At 60.0% G+C, this 18,889-nt stretch carries 19 protein-coding genes and 1 pseudogene; 11 read left to right on the top strand and 9 right to left on the bottom strand.

All coding sequences use genetic code 11. The annotated features are described in order from the left end of the window. Nucleotides 1-11 precede the first annotated feature (11 nt). From RALTA_RS11535 to RALTA_RS11560, 6 genes and pseudogenes are all read left to right on the top strand, one after another. Nucleotides 12-1,022 (top strand): polysaccharide biosynthesis protein, encoded by a 1,011-nt coding sequence (locus RALTA_RS11535; RefSeq protein ID WP_012353610.1) that lies wholly within the window; start codon nucleotides 12-14, stop codon nucleotides 1,020-1,022. Beyond that, on the top strand, nucleotides 1,022-2,200 hold the full coding sequence (locus RALTA_RS11540; protein WP_050976453.1) for a glycosyltransferase: 1,179 nt from the start codon (nucleotides 1,022-1,024) through the stop codon (nucleotides 2,198-2,200). The genes RALTA_RS11535 and RALTA_RS11540 overlap by 1 nt, the downstream gene beginning before the upstream one ends. Nucleotides 2,201-2,263: 63 nt before the next feature. Then, nucleotides 2,264-3,328, top strand: a complete 1,065-nt coding sequence (locus RALTA_RS11545) for an EpsG family protein (RefSeq protein WP_012353612.1) — start codon at nucleotides 2,264-2,266, stop codon at nucleotides 3,326-3,328. A gap of 5 nt (nucleotides 3,329-3,333) precedes the next feature. Further along, complete coding sequence (locus RALTA_RS28875; RefSeq protein WP_157877128.1) at nucleotides 3,334-4,143, top strand: glycosyltransferase family 2 protein; 810 nt, start codon at nucleotides 3,334-3,336, stop codon at nucleotides 4,141-4,143. Nucleotides 4,144-4,152: 9 nt separating this feature from the next. After that, entirely contained in the window at nucleotides 4,153-5,274 is a 1,122-nt protein-coding gene (locus RALTA_RS11555) for a DUF1972 domain-containing protein (RefSeq protein WP_012353614.1), read from the top strand. Nucleotides 5,275-5,303: 29 nt separating this feature from the next. Continuing rightward, nucleotides 5,304-5,843: pseudogene (locus RALTA_RS11560) on the top strand (glycosyltransferase family 2 protein); the annotation flags it as partial. A gap of 4 nt (nucleotides 5,844-5,847) precedes the next feature. Here RALTA_RS11560 and RALTA_RS11565 read toward each other — a convergent pair. Next, nucleotides 5,848-7,068, bottom strand: a complete 1,221-nt coding sequence (locus RALTA_RS11565; protein ID WP_012353615.1) for an ISL3-like element ISRta1 family transposase — start codon at nucleotides 7,066-7,068, stop codon at nucleotides 5,848-5,850. Nucleotides 7,069-7,112: 44 nt separating this feature from the next. On the opposite strand from RALTA_RS11565, the gene RALTA_RS11570 reads away from it, so the two are divergent. From RALTA_RS11570 to RALTA_RS11585, 4 genes are read left to right on the top strand one after another with little or no spacing between them, the layout of a single operon-like run. Continuing rightward, nucleotides 7,113-7,634: a hypothetical protein gene (locus RALTA_RS11570; protein ID WP_050976457.1), complete on the top strand. Its 522-nt coding sequence runs from the start codon at nucleotides 7,113-7,115 to the stop codon at nucleotides 7,632-7,634. Then, nucleotides 7,618-8,322, top strand: coding sequence for a class I SAM-dependent methyltransferase (locus RALTA_RS11575; protein ID WP_012353616.1), 705 nt, complete (start codon nucleotides 7,618-7,620; stop codon nucleotides 8,320-8,322). The genes RALTA_RS11570 and RALTA_RS11575 overlap by 17 nt, the downstream gene beginning before the upstream one ends. Before the next feature lie 3 nt (nucleotides 8,323-8,325). After that, complete coding sequence (locus RALTA_RS11580) at nucleotides 8,326-8,667, top strand: DMT family transporter (protein ID WP_012353617.1); 342 nt, start codon at nucleotides 8,326-8,328, stop codon at nucleotides 8,665-8,667. Further along, nucleotides 8,664-10,022, top strand: a complete 1,359-nt coding sequence (locus RALTA_RS11585; protein ID WP_012353618.1) for a hypothetical protein — start codon at nucleotides 8,664-8,666, stop codon at nucleotides 10,020-10,022. Before RALTA_RS11580 ends, RALTA_RS11585 begins: the two co-directional genes overlap by 4 nt. A gap of 117 nt (nucleotides 10,023-10,139) precedes the next feature. On the opposite strand, the gene RALTA_RS30260 is transcribed toward RALTA_RS11585, so the two are convergent. From RALTA_RS30260 to rfbB, 6 genes are all read right to left on the bottom strand, one after another. Then, on the bottom strand, nucleotides 10,140-11,024 hold the full coding sequence (locus RALTA_RS30260) for a GumC domain-containing protein (RefSeq protein WP_012353619.1): 885 nt from the start codon (nucleotides 11,022-11,024) through the stop codon (nucleotides 10,140-10,142). A gap of 1 nt (nucleotide 11,025) precedes the next feature. Beyond that, nucleotides 11,026-12,123, bottom strand: a complete 1,098-nt coding sequence (locus RALTA_RS11595) for an MraY family glycosyltransferase (protein ID WP_012353620.1) — start codon at nucleotides 12,121-12,123, stop codon at nucleotides 11,026-11,028. A gap of 127 nt (nucleotides 12,124-12,250) precedes the next feature. Then, a complete protein-coding gene (gene rfbC, locus RALTA_RS11600) occupies nucleotides 12,251-12,802 on the bottom strand; it encodes a dTDP-4-dehydrorhamnose 3,5-epimerase (RefSeq protein WP_012353621.1) in 552 nt (183 codons plus the stop codon). Then, nucleotides 12,799-13,677: a glucose-1-phosphate thymidylyltransferase RfbA gene (gene rfbA / locus RALTA_RS11605; protein ID WP_012353622.1), complete on the bottom strand. Its 879-nt coding sequence runs from the start codon at nucleotides 13,675-13,677 to the stop codon at nucleotides 12,799-12,801. The genes rfbC and rfbA overlap by 4 nt, the downstream gene beginning before the upstream one ends. A gap of 10 nt (nucleotides 13,678-13,687) precedes the next feature. Continuing rightward, nucleotides 13,688-14,602: a dTDP-4-dehydrorhamnose reductase gene (gene rfbD, locus RALTA_RS11610; RefSeq protein WP_041232188.1), complete on the bottom strand. Its 915-nt coding sequence runs from the start codon at nucleotides 14,600-14,602 to the stop codon at nucleotides 13,688-13,690. Beyond that, entirely contained in the window at nucleotides 14,592-15,656 is a 1,065-nt protein-coding gene (gene rfbB, locus RALTA_RS11615; RefSeq protein WP_012353624.1) for a dTDP-glucose 4,6-dehydratase, read from the bottom strand. Before rfbB ends, rfbD begins: the two co-directional genes overlap by 11 nt. A 231-nt stretch (nucleotides 15,657-15,887) precedes the next feature. On the opposite strand from rfbB, the gene RALTA_RS11620 reads away from it, so the two are divergent. Continuing rightward, the gene (locus RALTA_RS11620; RefSeq protein ID WP_012353625.1) at nucleotides 15,888-16,736 is read left to right on the top strand and encodes a symmetrical bis(5'-nucleosyl)-tetraphosphatase; all 849 of its coding nucleotides are present in this window, start codon (nucleotides 15,888-15,890) and stop codon (nucleotides 16,734-16,736) included. Nucleotides 16,737-16,771: 35 nt separating this feature from the next. Here the strand turns inward: RALTA_RS11620 and RALTA_RS11625 are convergent, their stop codons facing one another. Further along, nucleotides 16,772-17,605: a lysophospholipid acyltransferase family protein gene (locus tag RALTA_RS11625; protein ID WP_012353626.1), complete on the bottom strand. Its 834-nt coding sequence runs from the start codon at nucleotides 17,603-17,605 to the stop codon at nucleotides 16,772-16,774. Then, nucleotides 17,602-18,885 (bottom strand): dihydroorotase, encoded by a 1,284-nt coding sequence (locus RALTA_RS11630; protein ID WP_012353627.1) that lies wholly within the window; start codon nucleotides 18,883-18,885, stop codon nucleotides 17,602-17,604. Before RALTA_RS11630 ends, RALTA_RS11625 begins: the two co-directional genes overlap by 4 nt. Nucleotides 18,886-18,889: the final 4 nt, after the last annotated feature.

The following is an 18,889-nucleotide window of genomic DNA, read 5'->3' on the forward strand; positions in this document are numbered from 1 at the left end:
AGATTTGCACAATGTTTGATAACAAGGTTCTGATGATCACCGGCGGCACCGGGTCGTTCGGTAACACGGTTCTCAATCGCTTCCTCCATTCCGCGGTCAAGGAAATCATCGTCTTCAGCCGTGACGAGAAGAAGCAGGAAGACATGCGGATTGCCATCAACAACCGCAAGGTCAAGTTCCATATCGGCGACGTTCGCAACTATGAAAGCGTGGCTCGTGCCATGGAGGGCGTCGACTATGTCTTTCACGCCGCGGCCTTGAAGCAGGTGCCGTCCTGCGAGTTCTATCCGATGGAAGCGACGCTGACCAATGTGGTCGGCACAGAAAACGTGCTGAACGCCGCGATTGCGAACAAGGTCAAGCGTGTAGTGGTGCTTAGCACTGACAAGGCCGTGTATCCGATCAATGCCATGGGCATCTCCAAGGCAATGGCCGAGAAGATCATGGTGGCAAAGTCGCGTACCGTTCGCGAAGGCGGCACGGTGCTCTGCGCCACGAGATATGGCAACGTGATGGCTTCCCGTGGATCCGTCATCCCGCTGTTCATTGAGAAGATCAAGGCCGGCAAGCCCCTGACCGTGACTGATCCGAAGATGACCCGCTTCCTGATGTCGCTGGAAGACTCCGTCGACCTCGTGCTCCACGCGTTCCAGCATGGCACCCAGGGCGACATCTTCGTTCAGAAAGCCCCGGCATCGACGATCGAAGACCTGGGCACGGCTATCAAGGAGCTGTTCAAGAGCGACGCAAAGGTAGAGATCATCGGCACGCGCCATGGCGAAAAGCTTTACGAAACGCTGGTATCGCGCGAGGAAATGGCCAAGGCCGACGATATGGGACGCTACTACCGGGTTCCGGCCGACAATCGCGACCTCAACTACGACAAGTTCATCCTTGAAGGCCAGCCGGACGCCAACGACGTCGACGACTACACCTCTCACAACACCAAGCGCCTGGACGTCGAACAGATCAAGAAGTTGCTCCTCACGCTGTCCTACGTGCAAGACGAGGTGAAGAGCTGATGCGCCCACTGGTATCGGTCATCATTCCCACCCACGGCCGCCCCGAGTGCGCGGTATCGACCATCCGCGCCGTCCTTGCGGCGTCAAACGAGTTGGAGGTGGTGGTCAGCGACACCAGCGACGAAGACCGGATCACGCCGGCGTTCGCCGGGCTGGACATTGCTCGGCTCAAACTGCTGCGGCCCGGCGAACCGCTTAGCGTCGTCGATAACTTCAACTTCGCCCTGAGCCATGCCCGCGGCGAATACCTCGCCTTTATCGGGGATGATGATCTGATATCGCCGCAAATTGCAGAGATCGCCCACTGGGGCGTTGCGAATGAGGTCGATGCCTTCAGCTTCAGCTTTCCGATGCTGTATTACTGGCCGACCTTTGCCAGTACCACTCGCTGGAAGGCGGAAGGCAGCACGCTGGTGGTCAGCGATTTCGACGGGCGTCTCACGCCGTTCGACGCCAAGGCCGAGCTTGCTGCCGCATTGCGTAATATGGGTTCTGGCGTACTGGGCATGCCCCGCGCCTACGCGGGCATGATCTCGCGCCGGCTGGTGGAGCGCATCCAGGCCGCACACGGACCATTGTTCGGTGGCGTCAGCCCCGACATCTACAGTGCTGCGCTGATCTCGATGGAAAGCCAGAAGAGCTATCGCGTCGACTTCCCGATTGTGGTTCCGGGCGCTTGCGCTGGCAGCACATCGGGCAAGAGTGCGCGCGGTAGACACGTGGGCGGCCTCCGCGACAATGCGCATATTGGTGCGTTCAAGAATCTCGTATGGGACGACCGAGTGCCCGAGTATTACAGCGTCCCGACCGTCTGGGGGTATTCGCTGCTGAAAGGCGTCGAGGACAAGCCGCAATGGCTGCGCAAGGCGGATTTCTCAATGCTGTACCTGCGGTGCCTGATAAGCGATCCGCAGTACAAGGACATGGTGATTGGCTGCCTGAAGCAGCATGCGCGTGAGAACGGCTATATGGCTACCGCAATTGAGTTTGCAGGCGCCACGGCGCGCGAGGCCCGCCGCATCGGCCGCACACTGGTGCAACGACAGCTGAACCGTTTCAAGCGCGACAATACCGTTGTACTGCACGGCGTACTGGACACCGAGCAGGCTTTCCAGGTTGCGTCCCAGTACATTCGCAAATTTGGCAAGAAGCTCGAATTGACGAAGAGCGGTTCATGAAGCGCCTTTGCCGGAATTCAACACTCTGCCCAAGCGTTTGCCGCATTCGGGCCATGCCACCTCATGTTTCTGACTGACATCGTCCTGCTGGCGAGCGCGCTAGGGCTATCTTCGGGCATCGGCGTGCGCCTGCTCAAGGTACGCCAGCCTTCGCCGCACGTGGTAGGTGGCGTGACGGCTGCCGCCTTCATCATCGTCATGATGTGCTTTCGCAGTCTTCAGTTTGGCGTGGATACGGCGGCCTATGCCAACATCTTCTCCGATTTCTGCAAGGGTGGGCTGATTACCGACCGGGAGTCAAGCTTCCAGATTGCAACGGAAGTTCTCAACTTCACCATGCTGGGCAGTTGCGATACGCAGCTCCTGCCAGCGGTGTGGGTTCTCCTGATCGTGTTGCCCGCACTGTTTTTCCGGGCACCGTGGCAAGTCCGCCTGTGCTACATCTCGGCACTGCTGCTGTCGCTGGTCGGCATCGAGCTGTCCACCAACGCCTTGCGCCAAGGACTCTCCACGGGATGGCTCGTGTTTGCGGTCTCCCTGGCGCCGATAACGTCGCTGCTCACCGTGCTTTTCAGCGCAGTTGCAATGGCGTTCCATCCTAGCGCGGGCCTGGTGCTGCTTGGCTACCTCCTCGCGCGCCAACGCTGGAAGATCTTTCTGCCTTTGGTCGTAGGCCTGCTGGTCTTGACCGTTCACTCGCTGAACGCTTCGATTGAGCTTCCCCTGGTATCCCGGTTTCTTTATGAAATCAGGAAGTATCTGGCACACGAGGACAGCGAGCTCTGGATCCGCATCCTGTCGTTTGCATGCGTGGTAGCGGCATTGCTCGCACCTCAACTTTCAAGGTTCCCTGAAGTGTCCATACCGGCGGTGATGGCCGACCGCTACTACGCTGTGGCGTTGCGAATGGCCATCGTCTGCCTGCCATTCTTGGCTCTGCCCTACTTCGGATACCGCTTTATCTACGGCATGTACCCCATCATCCTGTTCCTCACGCTCAGCCCCACGCTTGGGAACCATGTCGATACCAGAAGGCAGTTTCTTCTTCTCTGCGCAATGAACGTCACCATTCTGCTTGTCTGGGCCGCTGGGTCGACATACATGCGCGACCTCCCCTTCATCGGCTGATGATCATGCAATCGATTCCTTCCGCACGACCGAGCGGCCTATCGGTTGTGATTCCCACCCTCAATCGGCTTGATATGGTCTTGCGGGCGTGCCAGTCGGTACGCTCGGAGCAACTCGACCGCGTTGAGATCGTTGTCGTGGACGACGGCTCCGTCGATGACCTGCGTCAGCGGCTTCCGGCCAGCAACGAGTACGGCGTGCCGATCCGTTGCTACCGTTTTCCAAGAAATCGTGGGCCGCAGGCCGCGCGAAACCTTGGTATCAGGCGCGCACGCTTCAGCCATATTGCGTTTCTGGATTCCGACGACGCCTTCACGGCTGAAAAAATCGACCTCGTTCTCCAGCAACTCGATAGTGGCCCCGTCGACCTGTTATTCCACGGTGTCCAGGGCATGCCCAAGTATGGTAAGCTGGCCCGCCTCTGGACGGGGACGCTAAGCCGCTGGCTGCCATTTGACTGGTGGATCGCCCTCCTGAATCCGGTGGTCACGCCGGCGCTTGTGATCCGGCGTGAGCGGCGACTCGGCGTCGTCAGCCTGCGGCACTGCGAGGACTGGTGTTTCCTGCTGCGCTACGTGCAGTCCGACACGCGAATCCGTTTTCTGCCCGAGGAACTGTCTATCGTCTATCGCGCTGTCGGCACCACTGGCGGCTTGTCCGGTGCGATATGGAAAATGCGCAAGGGTGAATTCGCGGCGCGCCGAGTACTCCTGAGATCTCCCTGGCCTTCTGGCCTTCCACGCTATTGCCTTGGCGGCATGGCGGGGCTCCTTCGAATCATGAGCGACGTCCTGCGCGGACGATATTTTCGTTAAGTCGGGACTATGGCAAGAGTTTATTTAATTGGTGTACGGGGCATTCCGAATCGCTACGGCGGCTTCGAGAGGCTGGTGGAAGTCCTCGCCCCTCACCTCGCAAACCAGGGTCACGACGTGACCGTATTCTGCAATGACGATCCTACGGTCAACGAAAACGGGGCCGCAGAAGACCGGTGGATGGGCGTCAGGCGCCGGTTCATTTCCGTGCGCAGCAGTGGCCCGCTGGGGACCATTGAATATGATTGGCGATCGTTCAAGGAAGTTCCGCCGGGGGCCGTCGCATTGATCTTTGGGTATGGCACGGGGATATTCCAGCGTTACCTCAGGCAACGCGGCATTCCGCATGCGGTCAATATGGACGGCATCGAATGGCGGCGCGAGAAATGGGGCCGCATCGCCCGCATCTGGCTCCGCATGAACGAGCGTTCGGCGGCCCGCCAGGCCGAAATCCTGATTGCCGATCACCCTGAAATCCAGCGCTACCTGCAGAATGAGCTCGGCAAGCCATCCACCATGATTGCCTATGGCGTAGATGACGACGCGCTGGAGCCCGGGGACCGTAGCAGCCTGTCTCACCCGCTGCTGGACCAGTACCCTGACCAGAGTTTTTCCCTGGTGGTGGCACGACCTGAACCTGAAAACCAGATCCACGTTACGCTCGAGGCGTTCGAGCGAAGCGCGAAGAAGCGCCCCATGGTTGTGCTCGGCAATTTCGAGATCAACGATTATGGGCGGCAGCTTCGCGCAAAGCATTCCAACGTCCATTTTGCTGGCGGTGTCTACAACGCTCCCGTACTGAACGAGTTGCGTCGTCGCAGCAGCCTCTATATCCACGGCCATTCAGTCGGCGGCACAAATCCGTCGCTTATCGAGGCAATGGCCGCCGGCGCGCTGCTTGCAGCTCACGACAACCCCTTCAATCGCTGGGTCATGGGCGGCCACGCCTCCGGGCTGTTCTTCAAGGGCGCCGAGGACCTGGCCATGCACCTGGACAATCCGCCGCCGCCAGCGCTTCGCGAATCCATGATCGCCGCGGCCCGCCAGCGCTGCGTCGAGCAGTTCCTTTGGAGTCGGATCCTTGACGAGTACGACAGCGTTATCGCGCGCTTGCTACAGGCAAGCCGCTGACAACTGAGCGCCCCCAATCTGACCCTGACATGACAAAGAGCCATCCTCCGAGGATCGCAGTCGTCATTCCTGCGTACAAGGTACGAAGCCAGATCATGGATGTCATCGAGAGTATCGACAGCCTGGTCAGCAACATCTATGTTGTCGACGACTGCTGCCCAGACGGGTCCGGCGCATTGGTGACCAGCGAATGCACCGACCCGAGGGTGCGGGTCATCCGCTTGCCCGAGAATCTCGGCGTTGGCGGCGCCGTCATGGCCGGATACCGGGCGGCCATCCAGGATGGCATGGATGTCGCCGTCAAGATCGATGGCGACGGTCAGATGGACCCTCATGATATCGCCAACTTCGTCGAGCCGATCCTGGCCGGTGAAGCTGACTACACCAAAGGCAATCGTTTCTTCAATCTCGACAGCCTTGAGCAGATGCCACGAGTGCGACTGCTTGGCAACGCCGCGCTGTCGTTCATGAGCAAACTTTCGTCGGGCTACTGGGACCTGTTCGACCCTACAAACGGATACACGGCCATTCATTGCGAGGTAGCCCGCCACCTGCCGATGGAAAAAATTAGGTTCATCGAGGAATTCCGGGGAAGGCTGCGCGGATTTTGAGGAAGAAGTATTCCTCGTCGCGATAGCCGTACGCGCGGCGCTTGATGACCTTGATGGTGTTGTTGATGCCTTCGACCACGCTGGTGTTCAATGGGTGGCGGCAGCGGGCCAAGATGCCATGCCAGTAGCCTTGCAGGCGCTTCGCAAACAACTCCAGGGCAGGTATTCGGCTCTGCCGAGCCTGCTCGCACCATTGCTCCCAAGCTTTTTGCGCCCACGCCGGGCGGCGGTAGAACCATAGCCGCTTTAGCTCGTCGCGCAACAGATAGACTGTCAGCAATGGCCGGTTCGCCTCCAGGACCTCATCCAGATGAACCGCCTGGGGGACGCTCAAGTTCTCCCGATTCCGCAGCAGTAGCCAGCGTGTGGACTTGAGCACCCGTCTGGCCGGCCGATCGTGCCGCAGCTGATTGGCCTGATCCACCCGTACTCGGTCGATGACCTCACGCCCGTACTTAGCTACCACGTGGAACAGGTCGAAGACCACCTCTGCTTGCGGGCAATGCGCCCGGATCTCCAACTCATACGCGGTCGTCATGTCGATGGCGACGGCCTCGATGCGCTGCGCAACGCCGGCGGGGAGCTGCTCAAAGAAGGCTCGGGCGGTCTCGCGTGAGCGCCCCTGTCCGATCCAGAGCACCTGCCGCCCAATGGGGTCGACTACCACCGTGGCATATCGATGCCCCTTGTGTAGCGCGAACTCATCCATGGCCAGGTAGCGGATATTGGACCAGTCCGGCTCGGCCACTGCCTCACGCAAGCGAGCCTTATCGATCGATTTAACTGTGTGCCAGCCCAGATCGTAGAAGGCCGCCACCGCCTGCACCGTACAGTGGCGCAACAAGTGGCCGCAAGCCTGGGCCAAGCGGGCCGTCACGCGTTGGTAGCGCCCAAGCCATTCCAGCCGCTCCAGCCTCGGACCGCCGCAACGGTCGCACCAAACGCGCCGGCGCGGCACGTGCAGTACGACCCGATACTCGAACAGCGGAAGGTCCCGGACTCGCCTGACCACTGTCTCATGCACCTGATGGCAGCGCGCGCCACACTCCTCGCAATGCATGACCTTGCTGACCGGCTTCAAGTACAACGACAGCGTACGGCTCTCTCCCTCCGGCCATTCCACGCGCTCCAGCCGGTAGCCCTTCCAGCAACCCAGTGCTTGCAGCGTCTTGCGATCCAGCACACATCCCCCTGATACCTGAAGAAACAGACATCAGCATACAAAATGTGCTCTTTCGGGCCACGGTTTTCTGCGAAGAACCAAAAATTAGCCAACGCTATTTCTTCGAGTCGGACATGCTGTTCCGCTTGAGCACGCTGCGGGCCGTCGTGGTTGACATCCCTATGAATGCGAAGTATGGCGACGAAGTCAGCAACCTTAAAATCGGCAAGGTTGTGGGCGAATTCCTAATGAAGCACGTGCGCAACTTCATCAAGCGGGTGTTCTACAACTATTACCTGCGCGATTTGTCCATCGCCTCATTCGAATTGCCCCTTGGGCTGGCTATGCTGGTGTTTGGCTTCGCATTCGGCGCGATAGAGTGGGGACGGTCATTCCATGACCATACGCCGGCTTCCGCCGGGACAGTCATGCTCGCAGGCCTGCCGGTTATTCTGGGCCTGCAGTTTACGCTAGCATTTCTTTCCTACGATATAGGCTCGGTGCCCAGACGGCCACTTCATCGAAGCAAATTAAGGCACAGTGTATTAAGCGATGTTAAAAAGGGAGCAGATGAAGGACGAGGATAAAGCCTGGACCGATTGGCTCGACAATTTCCACAGCTTGTACGACAGCTCGAACTATTCAAGCGCCCTTCAATCGTGGATGATGCGCGCCAGCCACAAGCTGCTTGAACGACCATTTGGCGAGAACACCGAGTTCCGGCATGTGCTCGAGATTGGGGCGGGCACGGGCGAACACGTAAAGTTCGTGCGCCATGGATTCGAGAAGTACGTCCTTACGGATCAGAATCCGAAGACGCTGGCCGTTGCCCGGGAAAAACTCGGCTCCCTGCACAGTGGCAAGCTCGAAGTTGAAGTGCAAACTGGCGCCAACATCAGCCATCCCGACAATTCGTTTGACAGGGTGATCGCGGCCCATGTGCTCGAGCACATCTATCCGCCGCACCTGGCAGTCAAGGAGTGGGTCCGCGTCATCAAGGACGGCGGAATTCTGTCCATCCTGATCCCAACTGATCCCGGCATGGCGTGGCGACTCGGAAGAACGTTGGGACCGCGCAGGAATGCAGTGGCCCGGGGCTTGGCGTATGACTACATCATGGCGCGGGAGCACGTGAATTCTTGCGTCAACCTCGTTGCCATCCTCCGGCACTATTTTCCTGAGGGAAAAGGCGCCTGGTGGCCAATGGCCATCCCGTCGGTAGACGCCAATCTTTTTTTCGCATTCCACGCAAGAATCAACAAGAAGGCAGGCTAGACGATGGTGACCTATCTCGTGGCAATTCTTTGCGTCATTGGGTTGGCAGTCGGTCAGATTCTGTTCAAGATCAGCGCAAATGCCGCACACGCGGGCGGCAGTTTCCTGGCTGTCAAACCCCTCTCGGCACTCTTTGGTGCGATGTGTCTGTACGGCCTGACGTCGCTTGCCTGGGTATGGGTGCTGCAGCGCACCCAGCTTGGCAAGGTCTATCCACTGATGGCTCTCGCCTTTCTGCTGGTACCCGTTGGTAGCCACTTCATCTTTGGCGAACGCTTTCAGACCCAGTATGTATTTGGTGTTGTGTTCATCATGATCGGCGTCATCCTGACGTCCAACGCATGATTACCCGCATGCGAGTCATGTTCCTCAATTCATCCCTGGCCATCAGAAAGACGAGCCCTTACTCGCTGGTAGCCGGCGCAGCGATCACTGTTTTGCTGGTACTGACCGTGTGGGCGTGCTTTGCGCCCGGATTCATGTCCTACGATTCCGTCACCCAGTACCGCAGCGCCCTCGCGCAAAGCTATGCAGACAGCCATCCGCCGATCATGTCGTATGTGTGGCACCTTTGTCTGGCGCTCATTCCGGGCCCGCAAAGTCTGCTGGTCCTTCACCTGGCATTGCTGGTTGCCGGCATACTCATCTGGCAATTGAATCTAGGCCGCTCCAGATGGTCACTGCTGGTTCCCGTCATATTCTTTCTTCCCTGGATTCTTAACTTTGCGGGTGTCTTGTGGAAGGACGTGGGCATGGCATTCTCACTCCTGATTGCCAGCGGCCTGCTGTTCAACAGGGAAAGGCGCCGCGGGCTCGCACTGCTGGGACTGCCTTTTCTGTTCTATGCGTTTGCCGTTCGCCACAATGCAATTCTGGCGACTGCCCCGCTGCTTTTTCTTGCCTCGATTTATCACTTGCGAAAATCCCGGGTCATTTCCGGAATCCTCATTGCAGTGGTCGGTTCCGCCGCATTTTGGGGCCTCTCATCTGTTGTGAGCTACGGATTCCTGAAAGCCGAGCGCAAACACTATGAAACCCTTCTGATGGGTGATGAAATCGCAAAGATTTCGGTCCAGACCGAACAGAATCTCCTGCCGTGGGTAAAGCAGTCAGATCTGGACGCCTGTACGCCTCTGCCTATTCTCTATGAGCGCGCGTTGTGCTTTATCGATCGCGGCTACGATCCCAGTGGCAGCCTGATGACCGGCCAATCCTACGAAGCGACTCACAGGCTTTGGAGGGAAACAGTGCTGGCACACCCATTGCTTTCCGTGAAGATGCGCTGGGAAGCCTTCCTGTACTTCCTGCGCTCACCGCAAATGGCTCCCGCCTATGTATGGCAGCCTCGGATCATGCAGAACGACTTGGGAATCGCACTGTTTCATCCAGAAATGGCGCAATCGCTGGAGGACTACGTGATGGTAAGCCAGGGCTGGATCGCCAGCGAACTGTTTAAGCCTTATAGTTGGCTGGCTCTTATCGTTGTGATGCTGGCAGCAGCAACGAGGATGCGTCCATCGCCAGAAAAGATGCAGGTGGTGGCATTAAACCTCTCGGCACTCGGATACTTCGCAAGTCTGCTCGTTGCGGTGCCATCGGTGGATTTTCGATATGCCTACTGGTGCATCGTTGCCTGCAATCTGTCGATGCTCGTCATGGCGGCCGCCTGGCGCGGCGATGAGCCGCGATCCATCCAGTAACACCCCCATGCCTGCATTACCTGACCGCCCCACGGTGCCCCGACGCCGGGCCGGCCCGGGACAATTTATCTCGAACGGCACGTGTCCCATTGACGGAGCATCGGGGGCGCCGATCGGCTAACCCAGACGACGCTTCGCGTCGATGGCAATGCCGAGCAACACACTGACAAGCAGACCGATTGCCAGCCCAGCAGCGCCAAAAAGCGACTTGCGCGGAAAGACATGGCGACGGCTCACCTCGACTGGGCCGAGGAGGTGCGTATTGTAAGTGCGTTCCTGACTCAGCAATTCATGGAGCGTGTTCTTGCGGAGGCGCAGAAAACGAAGCGCCTTTTCATTTTCATTGACCATCTCGCTCAGCAAGACATTCTCGGAGAATTTCCCCGCCACATTTACATGCTCGCGATTCCTAACTAGTCCGTTCAGCATTTCCCGACGTTTGTCTTCACGGGCTACACCCTGCGTAACTTCCTGCAAATCGGCATTAAGCCGATCCACTGAAGGTCGCATAAGACCGCCATGGATACGCGTCAATTCATCACTGATAGCCTGCGCCGTACGCCTTGCCCGGTCCGGCGAAAACCCTCGTACGGAAAACTGAATCAGATCGCTACCGGCCAGCATGGTGGACCTTAATGACGCGCGCAGCAGCGTGGCATCCGCCCCTTCTTCGGTGCCGACCGCAAGACCAAGACGCTTCAACACAGCGTCGCTAAACTGAGGAATTCTCAGTCGCTCAAGCGCCCGCGCAGTGGGCTCGACCAAGGTCGGAGGAGCCGGTGCCGTCGCCCCCTCATTCGCCACCTGCCCTATCTGCAGCACACCCGTGGCTTCCCATTGACGTGGAAGAACGTACGTCAACGCGATACCAATGAAAAGTCCCACGACGCTCAGTGTCAGAATCTTCTTGGCGTGGCGCTGTAGAAACTCAGCCACATCTTCGAATGTGACAACGATTCCTTCCTCCTTGTTGTCTGCAGTGGGAGCGGATTTCGTATTCATATTATCTCTTAATAATCATCCAACGCGGCGACTGGAATCGGACGATTCGCCAATACAGCCACACGTACAGAACTATGAACAACCCAGTAAAAATCAACAGCATAGTTCGATTGTTCCAGAACAATGTCGCAGGCAGCACCGCCATCAGGCTCAATAGCCAGAGATAGGGAGAAGTCATCGAATTCCGGCGGAGCCTGTGCCGTTCTTCCTTACTGCCTACCGCCCAGCGCATGAGGCGCTGATAGATCAAGGTATGCAGGTGCACACCGTCTGGATACCCCGCCGGCACACCCTTCAGGACGCGGCGTCGATAGATCGAGAATAGGGTCTCGAAAATCGGATAGATCAACATCAGCACTGGATACCAAGCCGAAACCTGAGGATTGCGCATTACCAGCAGGATGCTGCACTCGGCCAGGACGAAGCCGATCAGGTAGGCTCCCCCATCACCAAGGAAAATATGTCCGGCGGGAAAATTCCAGATGAAGAAGCCTAGGATAGCACCAACCATTGCGAACGCCACAGTGATAATCAGCGGATCGCTGACTTGGAATGACACATAGGCGAGCGACACGAACATCAGCATCGACACCATGGATGCCAGGCCGTTGAATCCGTCGATGATGTTGATGGCATTGGCCACTCCCGCGACGGCAAATACCGTGATCAGTCCACCCAGGAACGGCAGGGCGAGCGCCATGTCGAGGTAGTGGATATCGATGCGTACGATCCGGGCATCGAGAAGATACGCGGCAAGTATGGCCGAGACCATTGTTGCGATGAGTCGCTCTCGGGGACTTACACGCTTTGTCAAGTCTTCAATGAAGCCGGCCAGGAATGCGGGAGTCGCGCTGCAAAGCAACAGGAAATAGGGGTAGCCAAGCGCTTCCGAGTCACGCAGAACAAACAGTGCGATGCTCACGCCGACCAGCGCAAGCGAAATGCCAAGTCCACCCACACGGGGAACTGGACGTGCATGGAATTTCTGGACTCCGTTCAGATCCCAATCCGCGGTAATGTGAGCATGTACGCTTGAATAGCGTATCACCAGCAGCGTAAAGAGAAACGAGAGTACAAACGCAATCGAAAGTGTCAGCATATGGAGAGGGTTATACCACCACTGTTGGCCGTCATGCGGATCAATAACCGCCGGACAAATTCAGCCCGTTTCTTGGACCTAGCAGGCGCATAATCGACCGCCTCGCGCGGCAAGGACGCGAACGCATCTATTCGAACAGGTCCGCCTCAGTCAGCAGCTTGCCTGCGGAGTCCTTCGCGGCGAGGAAGGGGCTTCCGTCGATGGGCCATTCAATGCCGACATGGGGATCATTCCAGACCAAGCTTCGCTCGTGCTCCGGATGCCAATAGTCCGTGACCTTGTACAAGAACTCGGCCACGTCAGACGTCACGACAAATCCATGCGCAAAACCCGCTGGGATCCAGAGCTGTCGCTTGTTTTTTGCTGATAAGGTCACGCCAACCCATTTGCCAAGGTTCGGCGAGCTTTTGCGCATGTCCACGGCCACGTCGAACACTTCGCCATCCACCACGCGGACCAGCTTGCCCTGGCTATGCTGGATCTGATAGTGCAGGCCGCGCAGCACATTGCGCGCCGAACGGGAATGGTTGTCCTGCACAAAGGTACAACGCTGGCCGATGGCCTCTTCGAAGTCGCGCTGATTGAAGGATTCGAAGAAGAATCCCCGACTGTCGCCGAATACCTTGGGCTCGAGGATGAGCACCTCGGGCAGGCTGGTAGGAATGACTTGCAGACTCACTTGATTGCCTCCGCAACGATCTGTCGGAGGTACTGCCCATAGCCGTTTTTGGACAAGGGCCCGGCCATTGCTTCCACCTGTTCGGCACTGATCCATTTGCTCCGATAAGCAATTTCTTCCGGGCATGCAACCATCAGACCCTGCCGCTTCTGCAGCGTGGCGATAAAACTCGCCGCCTCAAGCAGCGAGTCGTGCGTGCCCGTATCGAGCCATGCATATCCACGCCCCATGATCTCTACATTCAACTCGCCCTTAGTCAAGTAGTGCTTATTCACGTCGGTGATTTCCAGTTCGCCGCGCGCCGACGGCCTAATGTCGGCCGCAATGTCGCAAACCTGATTGTCGTAGAAATACAGCCCGGTCACCGCATAGTTAGAACGCGGCTTCGCCGGTTTTTCGGCGAGCGACAGCGCCCGGAAATCGTCGTCAAACTCGATGACGCCGTAACGCTCGGGGTCGTGCACATGGTAGGCGAACACCGTCGCGCCATGATCCAGTTGGGACGCACGCTGCAACTGGCGCACGAGATCGTGTCCGAAAAATATGTTGTCGCCCAGGATCAGCGTTGATGAATTATTGCCAACGAAATTCCTGCCGATGATGAACGCCTGCGCTAGGCCGTCCGGAGACGCCTGTACAGCGTATTGCAGATTGATGCCCCAGTTGCTGCCATCGCCAAGCATGTCCGCGAACCGCGGCGTATCTTCCGGAGTGGAGATGATAAGGATGTCCCGAATCCCTGCCAGCATCAGCGTGGACAGCGGATAGTAGATCATCGGCTTGTCATACACCGGCAGCAACTGCTTGGAGACCGATCGCGTGATCGGATAGAGCCGTGTGCCGGAGCCTCCGGCTAGGATGATGCCCTTGCGCATAGCGACTCGCTCAGGAAAAGATCTGGTCCAGCAGGTGGTGCACACCTTGCTGCCAATCTGGAAGATGGATGCCGAAAGTTTGGCGCAGCTTGCCAGTGTCCAGGCGAGAATTGGCCGGGCGCGGCGCAGGCAGTGGATACGCCGTGGCAGGAATGGCTTCGATGTGGGATGGGTCTACCTTCAACTCGATGCCTTGGGCCGCGGCGTAGCGCAGAACTTCCGTAGCGTAGGCGTGCCAAGTTGTCTCGCCGGCGGCAGCCAGATGGTAGACGCCCGAGGCGAAGGTGCGGCGGTCACCGTTGAGCCAGTGCCGCGCCACGATCTGCGCGGTCACGTCAGCGATTAGCGAGGCCGTGGTCGGGGCACCGAACTGGTCCGCGATCACCCGCAGGCTATCGCGCTCGCGACCGAGCTTGAGCATTGTCTTGGCAAAGTTACCGCCGTGGGCGCCAGCCACCCAGCACGTCCGCAGGACCAGTGCGTGACCGCCGGCCGCGGCAATAGCCTCCTCGCCGGCAAGCTTGCTCTTGCCGTACACCGATTGCGGATTGACGGGGTCGGTTTCGACGTAGGCGCCGTCCTTGCTGCCGTCGAAGACATAGTCGGTCGAGTAATGGACTAACAGGCTGCCGAGCGCCTTCGCTTCTTCGGCCAGGACACCGGCGGCGGTGCCATTGATGGCGAAGGCCAGTTCGGCCTCGGTCTCGGCCTTGTCCACGGCGGTGTAGGCCGCCGGATTGATGATCACGTCAGGGCGGCATTCGCGCACCACCCTGCGGATCTGATCCGGGCGCGACAGGTCGCAGCCGGCGCGACCCAGCGCCACCACCCGCCCAAGCGGTGCCAGGCTGCGGCGCAATTCGAAGCCGACCTGGCCGTTGCTACCGGTTATGAGGAGAGTGGGAACACCTGCACTAAGCAGCATATTGCTTTTCCACCCAGTTCCGATACTCCCCGGACATCACGTCCTGCACCCATGCCTGGTTGTCGAGGTACCACTGAACCGTCTTGCGCAGGCCGGATTCAAACGTCTCCGCCGGCTTCCAGCCCAATTCGCGCTCCAGCTTGCGCGCATCGATGGCGTAGCGGCGGTCGTGACCCGGACGATCTTTCACAAACGTGATCTGATCGCGATAGGAGCCCACCTCCTTCGGCTGCAGTTCGTCCAGCAAGTCGCACAGGGTGTGCACCACGTCGAGGTTGGTCTTCTCGTTCCAGCCACCAACGTTGTAGGTCTCGCCGAGCTTGCCCCGCGCCAACACTTCCCTGATGGCTGAGCAATGATCACGCACGTATAGCCAGTCACGCACGTTCTGCCCGTCGCCATAAATCGGCAGCGGCTTGCCAGCTAGAGCGTTGGCGATTACCAGCGGGATCAGCTTCTCAGGGAAATGATACGGGCCGTAGTTGTTCGAGCAGTTGGTCGTCAGTACCGGCAGGCCATAAGTATGGTGATATGCCCGGACCAGATGGTCGGATGCGGCCTTCGACGCCGAATACGGACTGTTTGGTGCATAGGGTGTGGTCTCGGAGAACTGCGGATCGGTCTCACTGAGCGAACCGAACACTTCATCCGTGGATACGTGAAGGAAGCGGAAAGCGGATTTAGCAGGCTCTTCGAGGCCGGCCCAATAGGCACGCGCCGCTTCCAGCAGCGTAAAAGTGCCTACGATATTTGTCTGAATGAAATCAGCCGGCCCATGGATAGAGCGATCTACGTGACTCTCGGCGGCGAAATGCACAACTGCACGCGGCTTGTGTGTAGCAAAGAGCTTGTCCAGCGCGGCACGGTCACAAATATCCGTCTGCGAAAACACGTGCCGCGGATCATCCTCGACCGACGCCAGCGTCTTCCGATTGCCGGCATAGGTAAGCTTGTCGACGTTGACGACCCCATCCGCCGACTTATCGCCCAACCATGCCAGAACGAAATTGGCGCCAATGAAACCGGCGCCCCCAGTGACCAAAATATGGGACAAAACTTGCTCCTTGCCTCGATATGTTTCGATGACCCGACAAAAGCCGAGCGCCCACCTTGTCCTCTTCCGGGACGGCGGGGCGTTAAGTGCCTGCAGAAGTGGCGGTATTCTATCCGAGGGACACCGTGGACCGGCACTCACCGGACCTCTTTTTGTTGCCTCATGTAACGACGCCACGGTATATCGGTCACAAAACTACAAATAGAAGCGAAATACTTTCCTTGCTTTCTGATGACAAACCATAACGTTACCCATACATCACTTTATGCAATCGGTGACTTGCAGGGCTGCGGCGCGTCGCTAGATGCCCTGCTTGGCCAGTTCATCGGGGAACCGCCCTTGCGCTTCGTCGGCGACCTGGTCAACCGCGGCCCCTCCTCGCTTGAGACCCTTCGCACGATCCGCGCCATGGGCTCCCGTGCCGAAACCGTCCTCGGCAACCACGACATCCACCTTCTCGCCGTAGCCTCCGGCGTCCGCAAGAATGGCCGCCACGACACCCTGGACGACATCCTCGCCGCCCCCGACCGTGACGACCTGCTCACCTGGCTGCGCCACCGCCCCCTGGCCCTGCTGGAAAACAACTTCCTGCTGGTCCATGCCGGCGTCCTCCCCCAATGGACCGCGACCCAGGTAATCGACCTCGCCCACGAAGTCGAAGAACAACTGCAAGGCCCCAACTGGCAGGGTTTCCTCGCCGACATCTTCGGCAACACCCCCGACCGCTGGCACGACGGCCTGCGTGGCATCGACCGTCTCCGCGTGGTGGTGAATGCCCTCACCCGCCTGCGCTACTGCACGGTCGACGGGGTGATGGACTTCAAGACCAAGGATGGCCCGGGCAAGGCGCCGGACGGCTTCATGCCATGGTTCGACGTGCCGGGCCGGCGCACCGAGGATGTGACGGTGGTCTGCGGGCACTGGTCGACGCTCGGCCTGGTCATGCGCCCGAACCTGATGGCGCTCGATACGGGCTGCGTCTGGGGTGGCAAGCTGACGGCGGCGCGCCTGGCACAGGACCCGGCCGAGCGGACCGTCATCCAGGTGGATTGCCCGCAATATTGCGATCCGCTGGCCTGACTCGCTATCCCGCGTCGGCGGGGACGACAGGACAGCTAGCCGATGGCAGCGGACGCGGGCTGAGGAGCGGTGCCAGGTTCGGGCGGTCGATTCAGGCGCTGGGCTGCCGTGGCGGCGTGCTCGGCGGCACCCTGGCTGAGGTGGGCGACGACTTCCCTTGCGGAAGCCGCCAGTTCGCGGCGGTCGCCCGAGGCCGGCAGCAGCGCCGGCCCGACCACCAGCCGCGCCTTGATCCGCGGCGCGCGCAGGACCGTCTCCAGCGATTGCAGCAGCGTGGTGTCGCCGATATAGGCGGCGGCCAGCGTCGGCTGGCCCGTGGCCGCATCGAGGTAGTTCAACCCCAGCGGCTGCACCGGCAGCCCCCCCGAAATCGGCGCCTGCATCAGGTTGGCATGAAACGGCAGCACGCTGGTCCCATCCGTCGTCGTCCCTTCCGGAAACACCCCGACCAGGTCGCCCTGCAGCATCACATCCGTAATGTCGTGCAGCACGCGATGCGCATCTCGCTTGCGCGCCCGCTCGATGAAGATGGTGCCGGTCTTGTCGCACAGCCAGCCGATCAGCGGCCAGCTGCGGATCTCGGATTTGGCGACGAAGCGCACCGGCTGCCAGCTGTGGATCACGTAGATGTCCAGCCACGAGATGTGGTTGGACACCACCATCGCCCCCTGCCGTGCCGCCCCGGTGTGCGCGGCGCCGGTGGCGTCGACCACCTCCACTTCCACCCCGCAAATCCGCAACAGCCGCCGCGACCAGCGCCGGATATGCCATTCGCGCGAGCGCACGCCCAGCCACGGGAACAGCAAGGCGCAGGTCAGCAGCCCGCGCAGCAGGTGCAGGACCAGTGCGGTCTTGCGCAGCCAGATCATGCCTGGGCGTGGTTGCCGTAGACGACTTGCCCGCCGACCAGGGTCATGCGGACCTTGCCTTCCATTTCGTAGCCGAGCCACGGCGAGTTCTTGCCCTGGCTCTTGAGCGAGCGGCGCTCGACCTTCCACACTTGCTTCGGATCGAACACGCACACATCGGCGGCGCTGCCGACGGCCAGGGTGCCGGCCTTGAGGCCGATCACGCGGGCGGGTTCGGCGGTGATGCGGGCCAGCGCCTGCGCCAGCGGGACCTTGTGCTCGCTGGCCCAGCGCAGGGTCAGCGGCAGCAGCAGTTCCAGGCCGGTTGCGCCCGGCGAGGCTTCGGCGAAGGGCAGCAGCTTCTCGTCGTCGTCGACCGGCGTGTGGTCCGAGCACAGTGCGTCGATGGTGCCGTCGGCCAGCGCGGCGACAATGGCGTCGCGGTCGCGCGGGCTGCGAAGCGGCGGCGAGAAGCGCATCTGCGAGTTGAAGTAGCCGATATCCATGTCGGTCAACGAGACGTGGTGGATATTGACGTCGCAGGTCACTTTCAGGCCTTCGCGCTTGGCCTGGCGCACCAGTTCCAGCCCGGCGGCGGACGACAGCCGGCACAGGTGGACGCGGGCGCCGGTGCTGCGCATCAGCTCGAAGATGGTGTGCAGGCGCACGGTCTCGGCGATCACCGACACGCCGGACAGGCCCAGACGCGATGCCACCGCGCCGCTGGCGGCGACGCCGCCGCCCAGGAACGGGTCTTCCGGACGCAGCCAGACGGTGAAGCCGAAGGTCTGCGCGTATTGCAGCGCGCGCAGCAGCACCTGGGTGTTGCGCACCGGCGCCTCGGCCTGGCTGAAGCCGACGCAGCCGGCTTCGGTCAGCTGGCCCATCTCGGTCAGGGTCTCGCCCTTCAGGCCTAGCGTCAGCGCGCCCAGCGGATAGACGTGGGTCTGGTTCAGGGTACGGGCCCGGAACTTCAGCATTTCGACCAGGCCGGGCTCGTCGAGCACCGGGTCGGTGTCGGGCGGGCAGACCAGGCTGGTCACGCCGCCGGCGGTGGCGGCCGCGACTTCGGACTCGAGCGTGGCCTTGTATTCGTAGCCGGGCTCGCGCAGGCGCGCGGACAGGTCGACCAGGCCCGGGCACACGATCAGCCCCCTGGCGTCGATGACCTTGTTGGCGGTGAAGTCCGCCGGGGCGCTGCCGACGCCGACGATCTTGCCGGCGGCGATATAGAGGTCCTGCGCGGCGTCGGTATTGCTGGCCGGATCGATCAGGCGGCCGCCCTGGATGTGAATCTTCATAGCT

The sequence above is a fragment of the Cupriavidus taiwanensis LMG 19424 genome, assembly GCF_000069785.1.
GTDB classification, from domain to species: domain Bacteria; phylum Pseudomonadota; class Gammaproteobacteria; order Burkholderiales; family Burkholderiaceae; genus Cupriavidus; species Cupriavidus taiwanensis.

What these genes read in the sequence shown, in the direction of transcription:
- RALTA_RS11575 (WP_012353616.1), top strand. Translation starts at nt 7,618, where the DNA reads ATGAAGGACGAGGATAAAGCCTGGACCGATTGGCTCGACAATTTCCAC.
- RALTA_RS11630 (WP_012353627.1), bottom strand. Translation starts at nt 18,885, where the DNA reads ATGAAGATTCACATCCAGGGCGGCCGCCTGATCGATCCGGCCAGCAAT.
- RALTA_RS11580 (WP_012353617.1), top strand. Translation starts at nt 8,326, where the DNA reads ATGGTGACCTATCTCGTGGCAATTCTTTGCGTCATTGGGTTGGCAGTC.
- RALTA_RS30260 (WP_012353619.1), bottom strand. Translation starts at nt 11,024, where the DNA reads ATGAATACGAAATCCGCTCCCACTGCAGACAACAAGGAGGAAGGAATC.
- RALTA_RS11585 (WP_012353618.1), top strand. Translation starts at nt 8,664, where the DNA reads ATGATTACCCGCATGCGAGTCATGTTCCTCAATTCATCCCTGGCCATC.
- rfbD (WP_041232188.1), bottom strand. Translation starts at nt 14,602, where the DNA reads ATGCTGCTTAGTGCAGGTGTTCCCACTCTCCTCATAACCGGTAGCAAC.
- rfbA (WP_012353622.1), bottom strand. Translation starts at nt 13,677, where the DNA reads ATGCGCAAGGGCATCATCCTAGCCGGAGGCTCCGGCACACGGCTCTAT.
- RALTA_RS11540 (WP_050976453.1), top strand. Translation starts at nt 1,022, where the DNA reads ATGCGCCCACTGGTATCGGTCATCATTCCCACCCACGGCCGCCCCGAG.
- RALTA_RS11595 (WP_012353620.1), bottom strand. Translation starts at nt 12,123, where the DNA reads ATGCTGACACTTTCGATTGCGTTTGTACTCTCGTTTCTCTTTACGCTG.
- RALTA_RS11625 (WP_012353626.1), bottom strand. Translation starts at nt 17,605, where the DNA reads ATGATCTGGCTGCGCAAGACCGCACTGGTCCTGCACCTGCTGCGCGGG.
- RALTA_RS11545 (WP_012353612.1), top strand. Translation starts at nt 2,264, where the DNA reads ATGTTTCTGACTGACATCGTCCTGCTGGCGAGCGCGCTAGGGCTATCT.
- RALTA_RS11555 (WP_012353614.1), top strand. Translation starts at nt 4,153, where the DNA reads ATGGCAAGAGTTTATTTAATTGGTGTACGGGGCATTCCGAATCGCTAC.
- RALTA_RS28875 (WP_157877128.1), top strand. Translation starts at nt 3,334, where the DNA reads ATGCAATCGATTCCTTCCGCACGACCGAGCGGCCTATCGGTTGTGATT.
- RALTA_RS11535 (WP_012353610.1), top strand. Translation starts at nt 12, where the DNA reads ATGTTTGATAACAAGGTTCTGATGATCACCGGCGGCACCGGGTCGTTC.
- RALTA_RS11620 (WP_012353625.1), top strand. Translation starts at nt 15,888, where the DNA reads ATGACAAACCATAACGTTACCCATACATCACTTTATGCAATCGGTGAC.